This is a genomic window from Neorhizobium petrolearium (genome assembly GCF_029854435.1).
Lineage (GTDB): Bacteria > Pseudomonadota > Alphaproteobacteria > Rhizobiales > Rhizobiaceae > Neorhizobium > Neorhizobium petrolearium.
The window spans coordinates 854,908-870,048 of sequence record NZ_CP123000.1 but is presented as its reverse complement, the minus strand read 5'-3'; the positions used below and the strand labels follow the sequence as shown (position 1 = coordinate 870,048).

17 protein-coding genes and 1 tRNA gene are annotated in these 15,141 nt (G+C 59.1%); 11 read left to right on the top strand and 7 right to left on the bottom strand.

Translation table 11 applies throughout. The features are described 5' to 3' along the window. Nucleotides 1–88 precede the first annotated feature (88 nt). From QEO92_RS04505 to QEO92_RS04485, 5 genes are all read right to left on the bottom strand, one after another. Complete coding sequence (locus QEO92_RS04505; protein ID WP_227702306.1) at nt 89–1,105, bottom strand: porin; 1,017 nt, start codon at nt 1,103–1,105, stop codon at nt 89–91. A gap of 253 nt (nt 1,106–1,358) precedes the next feature. Then, on the bottom strand, nt 1,359–2,402 hold the full coding sequence (locus tag QEO92_RS04500; protein WP_227702305.1) for a porin: 1,044 nt from the start codon (nt 2,400–2,402) through the stop codon (nt 1,359–1,361). A 419-nt stretch (nt 2,403–2,821) separates the two neighbouring features. After that, nucleotides 2,822–2,912 (bottom strand) — tRNA-Ser (locus QEO92_RS04495). A gap of 170 nt (nt 2,913–3,082) precedes the next feature. Further along, entirely contained in the window at nt 3,083–3,883 is an 801-nt protein-coding gene (locus QEO92_RS04490; RefSeq protein WP_037157392.1) for an aldolase/citrate lyase family protein, read from the bottom strand. 16 nt (nt 3,884–3,899) lie between these two features. Further along, on the bottom strand, nt 3,900–5,117 hold the full coding sequence (locus tag QEO92_RS04485) for an NAD(P)/FAD-dependent oxidoreductase (protein WP_227702304.1): 1,218 nt from the start codon (nt 5,115–5,117) through the stop codon (nt 3,900–3,902). Between the two features lie 282 nt (nt 5,118–5,399). Here QEO92_RS04485 and QEO92_RS04480 point away from each other — a divergent pair, with 282 nt between their 5' ends. The 3 genes from QEO92_RS04480 to QEO92_RS04470 all read left to right on the top strand — a co-directional run bounded on the left by QEO92_RS04480 (nt 5,400) and on the right by QEO92_RS04470 (nt 8,133). Beyond that, nucleotides 5,400–5,753 (top strand): PilZ domain-containing protein, encoded by a 354-nt coding sequence (locus tag QEO92_RS04480; RefSeq protein ID WP_081953036.1) that lies wholly within the window; start codon nt 5,400–5,402, stop codon nt 5,751–5,753. Between the two features lie 331 nt (nt 5,754–6,084). After that, nucleotides 6,085–6,957 (top strand): LysR family transcriptional regulator, encoded by an 873-nt coding sequence (locus QEO92_RS04475; protein WP_227702303.1) that lies wholly within the window; start codon nt 6,085–6,087, stop codon nt 6,955–6,957. A gap of 66 nt (nt 6,958–7,023) precedes the next feature. After that, nucleotides 7,024–8,133 carry a pyridoxal phosphate-dependent aminotransferase gene (locus QEO92_RS04470; RefSeq protein ID WP_227702302.1) on the top strand — a complete coding sequence of 370 codons (1,110 nt, stop codon included), beginning with the start codon at nt 7,024–7,026 and terminating at the stop codon, nt 8,131–8,133. A 161-nt stretch (nt 8,134–8,294) separates the two neighbouring features. Here QEO92_RS04470 and QEO92_RS04465 read toward each other — a convergent pair whose 3' ends face one another. Continuing rightward, a complete protein-coding gene (locus QEO92_RS04465) occupies nt 8,295–8,561 on the bottom strand; it encodes an SEL1-like repeat protein (RefSeq protein ID WP_037157401.1) in 267 nt (88 codons plus the stop codon). Nucleotides 8,562–9,062: 501 nt separating this feature from the next. On the opposite strand from QEO92_RS04465, the gene QEO92_RS04460 reads away from it, so the two are divergent. From QEO92_RS04460 to vapC, 8 genes are all read left to right on the top strand, one after another. After that, nucleotides 9,063–9,398 carry a DUF2147 domain-containing protein gene (locus QEO92_RS04460; RefSeq protein WP_152601275.1) on the top strand — a complete coding sequence of 112 codons (336 nt, stop codon included), beginning with the start codon at nt 9,063–9,065 and terminating at the stop codon, nt 9,396–9,398. Between the two features lie 557 nt (nt 9,399–9,955). Continuing rightward, nucleotides 9,956–10,222 carry a hypothetical protein gene (locus QEO92_RS04455; protein ID WP_227702301.1) on the top strand — a complete coding sequence of 89 codons (267 nt, stop codon included), beginning with the start codon at nt 9,956–9,958 and terminating at the stop codon, nt 10,220–10,222. 84 nt (nt 10,223–10,306) lie between these two features. Beyond that, on the top strand, nt 10,307–10,588 hold the full coding sequence (locus QEO92_RS04450; RefSeq protein ID WP_037157406.1) for a hypothetical protein: 282 nt from the start codon (nt 10,307–10,309) through the stop codon (nt 10,586–10,588). Between the two features lie 479 nt (nt 10,589–11,067). Next, a complete protein-coding gene (locus QEO92_RS04445; protein WP_227702300.1) occupies nt 11,068–11,358 on the top strand; it encodes a hypothetical protein in 291 nt (96 codons plus the stop codon). 319 nt (nt 11,359–11,677) lie between these two features. Further along, nucleotides 11,678–11,848 carry a hypothetical protein gene (locus QEO92_RS04440; protein ID WP_227702299.1) on the top strand — a complete coding sequence of 57 codons (171 nt, stop codon included), beginning with the start codon at nt 11,678–11,680 and terminating at the stop codon, nt 11,846–11,848. A gap of 88 nt (nt 11,849–11,936) precedes the next feature. After that, nucleotides 11,937–13,439 (top strand): AMP nucleosidase, encoded by a 1,503-nt coding sequence (gene amn / locus QEO92_RS04435; protein WP_227702298.1) that lies wholly within the window; start codon nt 11,937–11,939, stop codon nt 13,437–13,439. Between the two features lie 59 nt (nt 13,440–13,498). Continuing rightward, nucleotides 13,499–13,690 carry a type II toxin-antitoxin system VapB family antitoxin gene (locus QEO92_RS04430; protein WP_227705087.1) on the top strand — a complete coding sequence of 64 codons (192 nt, stop codon included), beginning with the start codon at nt 13,499–13,501 and terminating at the stop codon, nt 13,688–13,690. A 35-nt stretch (nt 13,691–13,725) separates the two neighbouring features. Next, nucleotides 13,726–14,115, top strand: coding sequence for a type II toxin-antitoxin system VapC family toxin (gene vapC, locus QEO92_RS04425; RefSeq protein WP_037157414.1), 390 nt, complete (start codon nt 13,726–13,728; stop codon nt 14,113–14,115). On the opposite strand, the gene QEO92_RS04420 is transcribed toward vapC, so the two are convergent. Then, the gene (locus QEO92_RS04420; protein WP_227702297.1) at nt 14,116–15,078 is read right to left on the bottom strand and encodes a lysylphosphatidylglycerol synthase transmembrane domain-containing protein; all 963 of its coding nucleotides are present in this window, start codon (nt 15,076–15,078) and stop codon (nt 14,116–14,118) included. It abuts the gene before it with no gap. Between the last annotated feature and the right edge of the window lie 63 nt (nt 15,079–15,141).

Here is a 15,141-nt window from a genome sequence, read left to right as displayed (position 1 = left end):
CACCCTTCCGAAAGCGCTTATCATCACGTCATAAACGAAAAGGCCCGGCGCAATGGCCGGGCCTTCAAGCTCAGATCAGACGATCAGATCAGAAGTCGCGCTGCAGGCGGACGAGACCGGCCCATTCGTCGGCTTCATGGCCATAACCGACAGCAAACTTGCTGCGCAGGCCTTCCGTGATCTGGTAGTTGACGGTGAGACCGGCAGCCCAGTCGTCGCCACCGTCATCGTAGCTACCCGCAACGATATTCGTATTCCAGAAATACTGGAATTCCGGAATGACTTCGAGCTTGTCGGTAGCCTTCCAGACGTAGTTCGCAGCAACCGTCCACTCGGCGTCTTCATAGTAGACGCTCGGGTCAGACGACCAGAGAACGGACAGGTAGAAGGTGCCCGGACCGGCATCAATCGAACCGATCGCGCGGACCGCGCCATCTTCGGAGCGGTTGTCATAGGCGCCGAGGAGTTCGAGGTTTGCCGGACCGAGAGCTGCCCGAAGACCACCCTGGATACCAAATTCCTGGCCTTCACCTGCGCGGGAGATCTCGTTCGAAATCTCGTCGGCCTGGATCATGGCGGTGAATGCTTCGCCGGTATAGGTGTAGGATACCGAGGTGAAGCGGGTCTGATTGCTCAGGAGATCGAGCTCGCCCGGCAGATCGTTATCCCACCAGCTCAGGTAGTCACCGACCTTGAAGCCGCCGAGCTCGATATAGACTTCATCGAAGTAGAAGTGATCATCGTCCGAACTGCCAGAGTTGTCGCGAGACGATTCGCCATGGATGGCAATGAAGCCGGTCAGCGTGCCAAGTTCGGTGTCGCTCTTGGACGTAACCTCGACGCGACCACGGGTCCAGGCATCCCAATCGCCGCCGTTGAAGCCGTTCGTGCTATCGCCGATATCGACCTGGAAGCGGACGTAGCCGCCGATCTTGAGGCAGGTTTCCGTGCCCGGAATGTAGAAATAGCCAGTGCCGAATGCGTCGCAAACGCGAACGTATTCCATCGGCTCCGGTTCTGCAGCAACGATGGCGTCAGCAGCCTGAGCGCCAGAGACTGCTGCAAGCGCAGCAGCGGAGCCGAGGAGAAGGCTCTTGATGTTCATTTTCATGACCTCCAGTCATTTCAAAATGTGCATCTGATTCACCAGATGCTGCAGAAAGCTTATTACTGAAGGCTAATCAGCGGCAACAAAGTTCCCCGGCTCCCCATCCTCCCGCGAGGCATTTGAAAGGCCATCGTCTCCTTTTTGTCACAAAATCACCACCACCACCGAAAGTGGAACTCAACATCAGCACAACAAAAAACTCCCCCGGCCGAGGCCGGGGGAGTTCACCGATCAGGATAATCCAATCAGATTAGAAAGTACGCTGCAGGCGGACGAAGCCGCTCCAAGCGTCATCTACGAGGTCATGCTCATCCGTGTACTGGACGGAGACCAGGGTGCTCAGACCGGTCGTGATGTTGTAGCCAACCGCTACACCAGCACGCCAGTAGTCGTCACCTTCGAAGTTGCCAGCGCCAGCAGAGCTGTTGATCCAGTATTGGAAGCCGGGGGTGATGGTCAGCTTGTCAGTGGCCTTGAACGCGTAGGAAGCGGCGAGAGCCCATTCGGAAGCGTTCCAGTAATCCTGTACAGAGTCGCCCTTACCTTCGCCCGACGACCAGATCGCAGCACCCTGAAGCGTGCCCGGACCGACAGCAGCGGAAGCGAGGAGGCGAACAGCGCCTTCTTCGGCTTCGATATCATAGGAACCGAGGAGATCGATCGATGCCGCGCCGAACTTCGCGGAAACGATACCTTCGACACCGAGACCCTGACCATCACCCTCTACACCGATAGCGCGGGAGATTTCGTCGAGCTGGATACCGGCACTGAAAGCTTCACCCGTGTAGCTGTAGGAAACTGCCGTCTTGCGGGTATTGAAGCCGAGCGAGTCGGTTTCGCCGTTGATGCCCTTATCCCACCAGTTGTAGTAGCTACCAACCTTCAGGCCACCGAGCGAGAAGTAGACTTCGTCAAAGTAGAAGTTATCGAAGTCCGAGCTGCCGGAATCGTCACGCGAAGCTTCACCATGGATCGCGATCAAGCCGGTCAGCGTACCGAGTTCGGTGTCGCTCTTCGTCTGGAATTCAACGCGACCACGGGTCCAGGCATCCCAGTCACCAGCGTTGTAGCTGTTGACCTCATCACCGAAGTCGACCGTGAAACGGACGTAACCGCTGATCTTGAGGCAGGTTTCGGTGCCCGGGATGTAGAAATAGCCCGTGCCGAATGCGTCGCAAACGCGAACGTATTCCATCGGCTCCGGTTCTGCAGCGACGATGGCGTCAGCAGCCTGAGCGCCGGAGACTGCTGCGAGGGCAGCAGCGGAGCCGAGAAGAAGGCTCTTGATGTTCATATTTGACCTCCAGTCAAAGTTTCGTGTGGGTTTGGGTTCTTTTTGCTGAAGGACAGCGTTCCCTGCCCCATCCCCGTCGATTGCCAGAAGAAGGACGATCCACCGCCTCGCTTCCGGATGTGAAAATACAAGACGGCAGAGGGCATGCAATCCGGAACTTGAACCTGAGACCTTTTCGAAACCCGCTTCCCGACAGTCTGTTGCCGAAAGGACACAAAGCTGCCGGTGGCGCCGGGCATTATTTTACACTTAGTTAAGAAAGAGCTTATCTGACAGTCACTTAGCGGCGATGGCTCAGGCATCGGAAGAATCGCTCGGAGGCGCGATCGGTCGTGCGTATCCGGCCGTGTCCACATGGTAACACTTCAATCAAGGCGGGAGGTTGTATACAGGATAAAGAAGGCCATTTAGCCGGAAAATGGCGGAGAAGATGGGATTCGAACCCACGATACGCTTTTGACGTATACTCCCTTAGCAGGGGAGCGCCTTCGACCACTCGGCCACCTCTCCGTCGCGGTCTACCTATGTTAGAGCCCCCGTGAATGCAAGGCTTTTGTGACAGCGGCAGCAAAGTTTTTAGGCGAATCAAAATGGGAATTCGCGCCTCGCCGGGCAGCACTCTCGATGGCTTCCACCCGGGCTGACGGGATTCCCGGACCCATCGCTGCCGGACGGGATTCTCAGTAGCCGGGGCGCGGCGCCGGTTTTCCCGCGGCGCGGCCATAACGTGCCGCAAGCGCCTTCAGTGCGCCGGAAAATTCCGTCACATCGGCACCGACCGCCACGAAAGACGCGCCGAGATCGAGATAGTGACGGTTCAGTGATTCGCTGAAGGTGAGGATGCCGGCCGCCTTGCCGGCCTTCACGATCGTCACGATCGCCTTGTCGATCACTTCCTGCACTTCCGGCGCTTCCATGCGGCCGAGATAGCCCATGTCGGCGGACAGGTCGGCCGGGCCGATGAAAATGCCGTCGACGCCATCGACGGCCGCAATGTTTTCCAGATCGCGAATCGCAGCCATGGTTTCCGCCTGGACGATCAGGCAGATCTCATCGGCCGCCGTCTCGGCATAGTCGGGAATGGCGTTGAAGCCGGAGGCACGCGCCACGGCAGCGCCCACGCCGCGAACGCCCCTCGGCGGATAGCGCACGGCGCGGACCAGCTCTTCCGCCTCTCTTGCCGAATCAACCATCGGCACCAGAAGCGTTCGGGCGCCGATATCGAGCAGCTGCTTGATGAACCAGGTCTCGCCCATCGGCGGCCGCACGACCACTTCCGACGGCGAGGCGGAAAGCGCCTGGAGCTGCGCCATGATGCTGCGCAGGTCGTTCGGTCCGTGCTCGCCATCGATCACCAGCCAGTCGAAGCCGGCCGTGCCGGCGATCTCGGCTGTCAGCGCCTCCCCCATGTTGAGCCAGAGGCCGATCTGCTGCCGACCGGCCTTCAGCGCTGCCTTGAAATGATTCCTGGGAGCCGGCATGGCGCTCACATTCCCTTCAAACGAGAAGCTGCTTCAGGTCTGCGGCCGGATCGGCAAGGACAGCCCGGTTCGGCTCGATGCCGGCTTCGAGCATCTTCTTGCCCGTCACATAGGCCTTCGCATCGTTGATCGCGTCGACAGCTATGAACTTTCCCTCACGGAAATACCAGACGGACAGGCTTCCCTCGCGGGCACCGGGCCGCACAAACGTCTCGTCATAGCCCATGTTGAAACCGGCGATCTGCAACTTCACGTCATACTGGTCCGACCAGAACCAGGGTTTTGCGTCGTAGGGCGCATTGCCACCGGCCATGATCGCCGCGGCGGCTTCCGCCTGATCGACGGCATTCTGCACCGATTCGAGACGGATCCGCTTGCCCTTCCAAGGCAGCATGGCGCAATCGCCGATCGCGAAGATCGAGGGATCGGAGGTGCGGGCGAATTCGTCGACGACGATGCCGTTGCCGACCTCCAGGCCGCAGTCCTGCGCCAGCAGGTCGTTCGGGGTGACGCCAATACCGACGATGACGAAATCGACGTCGATCGTGCTGCCGTCGGAAAGTTCTGCGGCGCAAACCCTGCCATTTTCGCCTGTCAGGCGATGCAGGCCGGTCTTTTCGCGGATGACGACGCCGTGAGCCTGATGGATGGCGCGCATCGCATCGGCGGTTTCCTCAGCCGCGACACGAGCCAGGATGCGGTCGGCCATTTCGATCAGCGTCACTTCGAGGCCGAGATGGCGGGCGACCGAAGCCGCCTCCAGACCGATATAACCGCCGCCTATTATAAGGAGTCGCCGGCCGGGCCGCATCTCGCCCATCAGCAGATCGGCATCCCGCTTGTCACGCATGGTGAAGACGCCGGCAAGATCGCCGCCGACGCTTGCCGGCAGCGTGCGGGGCGTCGAGCCGGTGGCAAGCGCCAGCGTCTCGTATTCGAGCACGGCGCCGTCCTGCATGCGCACGCGCTTTGCCTTGCGGTCGATCTCCTCGACATAGGTCGACAGCAGAAGCTCAACCCCGTTATCCGGATACCAGTTCTCGGGCCGGAAGGTCAGCCGGTCGAATTCCATCTCACCGAGCAGATACTTCTTGGAGAGCGGCGGGCGCTGGTAGGGGATCACCTCTTCCGAACCGATGATCGTCATCGGCCGCTCGTCCTTCAAGGCCCGGAGCTTCGCAGCGAGCGCAAACCCCGCCTGCCCGGCGCCGACAATCACCAACCTGCCCGTCACGTCTCACTCCCCACGTCGATCATGGTTCCTGTTGAGATAACATCGAAAATCCGATCGCAAGGGGTATCGCCGCGACGCGTGCCCGTCAACAACGCGACATCCGTGATTATGTGCTTTGAATTATGGACTGTTCCATACGGAAGGAAAAAACGCCTTCCTTGTGTTCAAATGCCCGACTTTTGGGCGCCATCTGCCGGTATCCATACAATTTTACCGATCCGTTTCAGAATATATCAGCGGAAGAGGAATATAGTCACAGCAGGAGTGAAGAAGGAGGGTTTCATGCCCTATGTCATGGACCAGGATACGAGGCTGAAAGGCTCACGCGAGAAGGCTTTCGAGAAGTTCCCGATCGACAGGCCCGGCAAGATCATCTTCGTCGGCCGTCATCTGAGCACCAAGACCAGCTTTCGTTGCCTGATCCGCACCATTTCGCTCTATGGCGCCGAACTGGAGATCAGCCCGCATCTGCCGGTGCCGAACAATTTCTTCCTCGAAATCCTCGGCATTCATGACGATATCGGCTGCACGGTCATCCGACGGGAGGAGGAAAAGGTTTCGGTCGGCTTCAACATGTTGATCGACCAGGAATTCCTCCATCACGTCATCCGGCTGAGTTTCGAGACCAGCCACTGAGCGGTTCACAGCGCAGCATCCGGCGGGTCTTTGCAGCCCGTCGTTTCGGTTGACTGCCTGCCAGACGCCCAAGCAACGGCACGATCCATAACAGTCCGCGCCATTCGGCGCCTTCCAGGGGGTCGGCAAGCGGATGCCGTCCGCGCCTGTCGTTTTCCTTCTTCAGCCGACCCCAGAGCTTGACCCAGTTGAGAAGCATGGCGGTATCTCCATCTATATGTGATGCCACCGAGCTAATGGCCTACACGCCGGTCTTGTAGACGCGTCGGCGAAAGCCGCTTTTCATCCATGAACGATGGGAAGAACACTGGCGAATCCATAGGATAACTCAATGACCGATGCAGGCTGGGACGATCTGAAACTCTTCCTCCACGTGGCGACGGAAGGAGGGTTGAGCGGCGCGGCGAGCCGGACAGGCCTGAGTGCGCCGACGATCGGGCGGCGCATGCTGGCGCTCGAACGCACGACCGGCCGGACGCTCTTCGTGCGCAGCCCGCAGGGATACCGGCTGGCGCCGGACGGCGAGATCCTGCTGGAGCATGCGCGCGCCATGCAGAGGGCGGCCGACGGCATCGCCGACTGGAAGGGACAGGCCTTTGCCATGCCGATCGTCTCGATCGGCGCCGATGCCTGGCTATCCGGCTTCATCGCCGATCACACCGCAGACATCCGAGGGCAGGACGATCGCTTCCGGCTCTGCTGCAAATCGCTGCACAAGGGCATGGACTTCACCTATCGCGAGGCGGATGTCGGGCTGGTCGGGCGGAGACCCGAATCCGGCAATATCGCAATCCGTCGCTCCGTCAGCGTTACCCATGCGGTCTACAAAGCAAGTGCTCTCGCCGAAGAGGACGATCTGCCATGGGTTTCGCTCGGCACCGAGAGCTCCCATGCACCGGCCGACAAATGGGTCTTTCAGCATCAGGAAGCCAGGATCCGCACCTGGACCAACTCGCCGGAACTTCTTGCGCACCTGATAGCAAGCGGCAACGGCCGAGGCGTGCTGCCCTGTTTCGTGGGCGATGCGCTTTCCGGTCTCGTGCGCGAAGGCGGCATCATTCCGGAACTCACCTATACGATATCGATCGTCGCCAATGACGATGACCGGCACCGGCCCGAGGTGCGACACGTGATCGAAAAGCTCGGCCACCTGTTCGGGCGAGAGCGGAAAAGATTTGCGGGTGAGAGAGCCCAAACAGGCTGAAGCGGGCTTGCGCATTGATGAATCACTCTTATTGTGTGCCGATTTTAGAAAGCCGGAACACAATCCATGCCTGCATTCTCGCGCTTCACACCGCTGATCAGTGCCCTTCCCGCGACCGTCCCCTTCGTCGGGCCCGAGGCCATCGAACGCAACCGGGGACTGATCGTCAAGGCGCGTATCGGCGCCAACGAAAACGGTTTCGGTCCCGCACCGTCGGCCATCGAAGCGATGTGCGCGGCCGCCGGCGAGACTTGGAAATATGCCGATCCGGAGAATTTCGACCTCAAGCAGGCGCTCGCGGCCCATCTCGGCTGCAAGGCCGAGAACATCGCTGTCGGTGAAGGCATCGACAGCCTGCTGGGCCTGATCGTCCGCTTGGTGATCGATCCCGGCCTGCCGGTCGTCACCTCCTTCGGCGCCTATCCGACGTTCAACTTCCATGTCGCCGGTCACGGCGGGCGGCTGGTGACGGTCCCTTATGTCGACGATCGCGAGAACCTCGACGGACTGCTGGAAGCCGTGCGCCGCGAGAACGCGCCGCTCATCTATTTCGCCAATCCCGACAATCCGATGGGAAGCTGGTGGGATGCCGACAGCATCGTCGCCTTTGCCGAAGCGCTGCCGGAAACCTGTCTGATGATCCTTGACGAGGCCTATTGCGAGACAGGCCCGGCCGACGCGATGCCGGCGATCTCCGCCCTCATCGGCCGTCCGAATGTCATCCGCACGCGCACCTTCTCGAAGGCCTACGGCATGGCCGGCTCCCGGGTGGGCTATGCGATCACGACGCCCGGCACAGCGCAGGCGTTCGACAAGATCCGCAATCATTTCGGCATGAATCGCATTGGCGTCGCAGCAGCGCTCGCCGCCCTCAAGGACCAGGCCTATCTTTCCGACGTGATCGGCCGGATCAAGGCCTCGCGGGACCGGATCGCCGGGATCGCCGCGGCCAACGGACTGAAACCGCTCCCTTCGGCGACGAATTTCGTGGCGATCGATTGCGGCCGTGACGGCGCCTATGCGCGCTCGATCGTCGATGGGCTGATGGAGCACGGCGTGTTCATCCGCATGCCGGGTGTCGCGCCACTCAACCGCTGCATCCGCGTGAGCGTCGGACCGGAATCGGATATGGCTCTCCTGGAAGAGGCGCTGCCGAAGGTCCTGAAAGGATTTTGAGCCCTCAAGAAAGCGACCGCGTCGGCCTTGTTCCTGCCGATCGCGGTCTTAAATTGTCGGGCCAAGGTCCCATACGGTCCCCGAGTCCCTTCCCCTCCTGGATTTATTCCGTGTCCGACCTCTTGCGGGGCCGGCGGATTCACTGACACGCCGGGAGCAGCTCAGTGCATCGTCATCCATTCGCGGGCGGCGCGAAGAGCTGCGGCGAGTTGCATCTTGGTCATGGTCTGGGCGAGGTCGGCCCGCAGCTCGGCGGCGCGGTCGGACCCCTTGATCGCGGCGATGTTGAGCCATTTGTGAGCGGAAACGAGGTCTATCTCGCAACCACGGCCAGTCGCATACATCAGACCCATTTCGCAGAACGTATCGGCGCGGGTTTCGCCACCCATGGTGGCCATTTCGGAATTGTTGATTTCAAAGCGTGCCATCGGTTTGATCCCTGTCTAAAGCCTGTCGTTCATCTGCCCTGTTTTCCGTCCGGATCCACCGTCTTGAAGCGGCTGTTTTCGATCCGTCAGGCCGGCGGTTGCCCCGCTCGTCTTGATGAGCCCACTATGCGCCCAACCTTCCAAAAGACGCCTAAAAAGCATGATTAATTTGAGGAAAACAAAGTCCAAACACTTGGTAAACTTGGGTTTTTGTTAAACATCAGATGCCTTGCATTTTCGCGATTTCGCGACGAATTTTACGAAAATTTTAGAAACAGATTTAAACGGATGCGTAACCACGATTTCGGTCTTCATGTCTTCACACTTCGGAAAATCCGCACCGCAGGCACGTTGAAATGCTTCAGCGAGACGGACTTTACCTTTACGTGTGCGTAAGATAAATTTTCGAAGAAGCCTGCGCGGAGGAGCGAGAGCTTCGAAGGGAAATTGCACCGCAGGACTCGATGGGCCTGCCGGGATCAAGGAGGAGAAGCCATTATCATGCAGAAACTGATGCTTGCTGCCGCATTCGCACTTGCAGCCACCGCCGGCCAGGCTGCGGAGCCGATCGAGGGCAACTGGAAAACCGCCAGCGGCGAAACCGCTGCGATCGGCAAATGCGGAAGCGTCTATTGCGTAATGCTGAAGACCGGCAAGCATGCCGGCAAGCAGATCGGCCGGCTTGCCGGAAAAGATGGCGAGTATTCCGGCGAGATCACGGATCCGGCCGAGGACAAGACTTATAGCGGGTCGGGGTCGGTCAGCGGCAATTCTCTGAAGATGAAGGGCTGCGTTCTGAAGATCCTCTGCAAGTCGCAGACCTGGACACGTCTCTAACACCTCCGCCACTCCCTTTATTAAGAGAGTAATTGGAATGGCCGCACCACTGCCGGCGCGGCCATTCCCCGTTCCAGAACTCCAGACTTTGCCCGATTTTTTTGCCGGTGCATCGGTAAAGGGCACCGTGGCCGCAAGAAACGGCATCGGTTGAAAGTCCACGAACTCCACCAATCCGGAACATCACAGTTTTGTGAAAACCTTGAATAGCACCGGCGCAATGATACCGCCGTACAAAAGACATAAAAAAGCCATATTTCGCTAAGGTCTACACGCCTAAGGCGCAATTCCTTACCATCCTTTTTATCATTTTGTTTTTCCAGTCAATATTACCTTTCCAGAATGTAACCTAATCGGTTTATGCAGGGCGTCTGCGCAAAAATTAGCGCACTTAGCACTTTTAACGGGTATAAGAAGAATCGGATTTTTATCGTCAATGTTTCATTGACAGCAGTCGCCAAAATAGGGGGCTTTCAGATCGAACCGATCGGTCCGATATGACGGGTGCAAACAACAACACTCTCATTTGAATTTTATGACGCTGAAAGGACATGACAATGAAGATCATTGCTTCCACCATTGCAGCTACTCTGATCGCTTCGGCTTCGTTTGCCGGTGCTGCTTTTGCTGGCAATGGCGACTACCATGAAGGCGTTTGGCCCGATCAAACGGTCCAGTCGGCCCACCAGATACAGTCCGACGGTTACGGTTATCCCGGTTCGATCGCCCGCGCCTATGGCGTCGACCAGCAGGGCGGCTGGGTGTTGGCAGAGGCAAGCCCGGATCGGGGCGACTATTACGAGGGCATCAACCGCCCGAACTGACTGCAGTTCATTCAAGACATCGAACAATGCCGCCGGCAAGGTCGCAAACTCAACGCCGGCGGACAACTCTGAAGGGATAAGACAATGACGAAGATCGCTTCTGCGTTCGCAGCCGTTCTCATCGCATCGGCTTCCTTTGCAAGCGTCGCTCTCGCCGGCGAGGGGGACTATTATGAGGGCCTTGACCGTAATGGCACCAGGGCCGCTCCTTCAACCGCTCCTTCCCGGGTCGACCGCTTCAGCACCGGCAGCATTACGAATAGCCGAACCTATTCGACCGGCATCGACTCCCGCCAGAGCACCGGCGACCTCCAGGCTCCTCCTGAGAGGGGCGACTACTATCCGGGCATCGTTCGCCCGGAATAAGGCCTTCCGACAGTCAGGGTTTGAAACGTGAGTGAAACCTGACTTCTGCGAAGGCCCCTGTGCCGCCGCCATCCGGGGACGTTCCCCCTGCCCCTGCCCCGGATGGCGGTTTGGCCTGTCATACATACGCAAATGCCAGCCGCAGAGCGGCTGGCATTTGCAGTTCATTCAAGACACCCATCGGAAAACGGGTCGCAATCGTCTTCCGGTAAAGTGACAGCCGGACTCTGAAACCGATTGTCGACTTCAAGATTAGGTGAAGCCCTCCAGCGAATCAATCACGAATAAATCCGCAAACCGTGATTTCCGGGCGGTTTTCCGTGGAAAATCCTCACGTTTTCCGGGTCATCCCACCGGAAATCTGCAGCCTTTCCGTGTCGGTTTGTTGGAACGATCTCCCTCTCCATCGATTTGTACCTTCGTACGAGGCGATGCCGATATCGCTTCGCAATATGATGGGACCATGGAAAGGACAGGAAATGAAGACCTATCTGACCTCCGGTATTGTAGCTGCCCTCGTCGCTTCAGCAGCTTTCGTCGGTCCTGCCGGTGCCCAGGACTATGGCCAAGACTATAGCCAGGATTATATGATGACGGCTCCGCCCCAGGGCGACGCCCCCAACCTTGACGATACCTCTGTTGACAGAATGCCTACCGGCAGCATTCAGCCCGTCCGCCCCTGGGTAAGCAACGAAGGTGCGGATACGGACATAGATAATTCCCAGGATAGCGGCGATTTCTACAACGGCATCGTCCGTCCGCAGGACTAAGCATTTGATTCAAGATACCGAACTCCGTGCAGGTCGCAGCCTTTGCGCGGAGTTCCCATAAGGATAAAGCCGGTTTGAGACCGGCTTTATCCTTATGGGTCGCGGTCCTGCCGCTCCCGCCGACAGCAATGCGTCCTCCAGGCCTCCTGTCCGCAACAAGGGTCGTGCGCTTCCTCGCCGATTGGCACGACATGCGTGGCAATCCTTCATGCGCCACGCTTTCGGTCCGTTAACGATGCTGAATTCCTGATGAACCGGTCTCTCAGGACGCGTTCAGTCTCCCGCCATTATCCTGCCTGCATTGGATCGGGAGTAGGCCATGTTCGTTCTTGCACGCCGCTTGACCATCGTGACGCTGATCATGACGATTTTCGCATTGTCCTTTGCCGCGCTCGTCGCGGAGCCGGGGCGCAGGGACCTGCGCGTGCATCTGGGCACGACGGCTCCGTGCTATCACTCCGCAACGCCGAACTGTGTCAAGGCGCTCTGACGGTAAACCGCGAAGAAGATCATGCGATCAACCATCGGCGAGCGCGTGATGTCGTTTGATTGTCAACGAGTTCCCACTATAATGGCGCATGAACACACGAATCTTCTCCATCTCCCCCCTTTCCTTCATCAGTCCGAGCCCGGCCGAACCGCGCGTTTTCGACAATGCCGTTGCGGCGGTTGACGCGCTCACCGAGCTCTATGAGCGCAATACGCGCTTCCTGATCGATGCATTCGATGCGCTCGCGAGGGGCGCGCCGGTGACCGGACGCTACCGCGCCTTCTATCCCCAGGTCAGAATCGAGACGACCTCCTTCGGGCACGCGGACTCCCGCCTCTCTTATGGGCATGTGGCCGCGCCCGGGATTTACACGACGACCATCACGCGTCCGAAGCTCTTCCGGCATTATCTCAAGGAACAACTGGACCTCCTGATGCGCAACCACAGCGTTCCGGTCATCGTTTCGGAATCGGCGACGCCGATCCCGCTGCATTTCGCCTTCGGCGAAAACGCCCATGTGGAGGCATCGGCAACCAGTTCGCTCGCCGACATCTCGCTGCGCGACATCTTCGACACGCCGGACCTCACCAACACCGACGACCTGATCGCCAATGGCGAATACGAGGCTCTGCCGGGAGAGCCGGCGCCGCTCGCGCCCTTTACAGCGCAGCGCATCGACTATTCACTCGCACGGCTGAGCCACTATACGGCAACCAACGCCGACCATTTCCAGAACTTCGTGCTCTTCACGAACTATCAGTTCTACATCGACGAGTTCGCCGCCTGGGCGCGCAAGCTGATGGCGGACGGGGGTGAGGGCTACACGGCCTTCGTCGAACCGGGCAATATCATCACGCCCGCCGGCAGCGACAAGCCTGAAAGGGACGCGGTCGTACGCCTGCCGCAGATGCCCGCCTATCACCTGAAGAAAAAGGGGCATGCCGGGATCACGCTCGTCAATATCGGTGTCGGCCCCTCGAATGCCAAGACGATCACCGACCATATCGCCGTGCTTCGACCGCATGCCTGGCTGATGGTCGGCCATTGCGCCGGCTTGCGCAACAGTCAGCGGCTCGGCGACTACGTGCTCGCACACGCATACGTACGCGAAGATCACGTGCTCGACGACGACCTGCCGGTCTGGGTGCCGATCCCGGCGCTGGCTGAAGTGCAGCAGGCGCTGGAAAGCGCGGTCGAGGAAGTGACCGGCTACAAGGGTTTCGAGCTGAAGCGCATCATGCGGACCGGCACGGTCGCGACGATCGACAACCGCAACTGGGAACTGCGCGACCAGCGTGGCCCGGTGAAGCGGCTTTCACAATCGCGTGCCATCGCGCTCGACATGGAATCGGCAACGATCGCCGCGAACGGTTTCCGCTTCCGCGTGCCCTATGGGACGCTGCTATGCGTCTCCGACCGGCCACTGCATGGCGAACTGAAACTGCCCGGCATGGCGACGGCCTTCTACCGGACCCAGGTCAGCCAGCATCTGCAGATCGGCATACGCGCGGTACAGAAGCTCGCCGCCATGCCGATCGAGAGGCTGCATTCACGCAAGCTGAGAAGCTTCTACGAAACGGCGTTTCAGTGACGTTGTAAGCGAGGACGCCTTGGTGTATGATTTTTGAAATTCATACACATGAGATGGCTATGCGCACCAATATCGAAATCGATGACGCCTTGATCGCAGAAGCTATGGAATTGAGTGGCTTGCCGACGAAGAAAGCTGTTGTCGAAAAGGCGTTGCAGGACTTTGTCAGCCACCATAGCCGCAAGAAAGCGTGGGAGGAACTACGCGGGATGGGATGGGAAGGCGATCTCGACGCTATGCGTCGGGGCTGAAGTCCCGACACGGATGATCATAAAGATGCTGCAGAATGATCGTTGTCGATAGCTCGGTTTGGATAGCCAGGCTCCGCAACATTGCAACAGCACAGACGGAAAAATTCGACGCATTGTCGGATATGAACGTGATCCTTCTGGGCGACATTATCCTGATGGAAGTGCTGCAAGGCACACAAAACGATCAACATGCCGCCAATGTTCGAAAACGCCTGGAGAAATTTGGCGTCATTACAATATTTTCACCGGATCTTGCCGTGAAGGCGGCAAGAAACTACCGACTGCTCAGAGCCCGTGGGAAAACCTTGAGCAAGACGGCCGACCTCATCATCGGCACTTACTGCATTGAGCATGGCCATAGCCTTTTGCATGCGGACAAGGACTTCCTGCCGATGGCAGAGCATCTAGGTCTGCAGATCGCCTGATCACCCAGTTTTCTTGGGTCTCGCCGCAAACAGCGACAGCGCCGTGCCGACGAGCGAGGAGACGATCACCAGAAGGTGGGTATTGACCGCGGCCCGGCCGAGCTCTTCCAGAGCCTCCCTGCCGGCATCGGCGCCGAAGGCGAGCGCGCCGGCCGTGATGCCGGCCGGATAGGTGCCGACGCCTGCCGGCGCATGCACCGGCAGCACGGAGGAAAGCTCGCCGCCGAGCGCACCGCCGAAGCCGGCGGCGATGGGCAAATCACCCAGAAGGCCCAGCACCCAGGCCAGCACCGCGATCTTCGTAAACCAGTTGATCAGCGTCGCGCCCCAGGCACGGGCAAAAGCCCAGGCATCGAACGGCAGGCCGGCTTCCACCTCTTCAACCAGTTTCTCTGCCCTGCTCGGCAGAAATTTCGCGGCCAATCGGAAAACCGGCTTGCGGATCGCAAAAGCCGCAGCCGGCAGGATCAAAAACAAGAGCCAGAGCCCCCAGGTCCAAGCCTTGCCGGTCTCAAGAGCGAACCCGGTGCCCGCGGCGGCCAGGAGCGCATGCAGGTCGAAAAGGCGCATGACGAAGAGCGCCGAGGTGCCGCGCGCCAGCGGCAGGCCGAACTCCCGCTTCATCAGCAGCGGAAAGCTTGCCTCGCCGGTGCGGAACGGCAGCATGACATTTAAAAGGTTATGGACCTGCACGAGCCTCAGAAGCGTGCCGAAATGCCCGCCGGTCTCCTTCGGGAAATAGTCGTAGATGCGCCAGGTGCGCAGCACATAGGTGCATAAAAGCAAGGCCAGAGCGATGAGGGCGGAAGTCCAGCCGGCGCCGTTCCAGAGCGACACGATGCCCTGCCAGCCCCAGACCCACTGGATGAACGCGGCATAGACAACGATGATCGCGACGGTTCCGAGCGTCATGGCGTGGCGAATTATCCATGCTCGGCGACTGGCAACCGGATAATTCTTCATATAGTAGGGTGCCCCATGTAAAAGTTCCGGGTTCCGGCAGCCTGACAGCATGCCGCGTCAAGC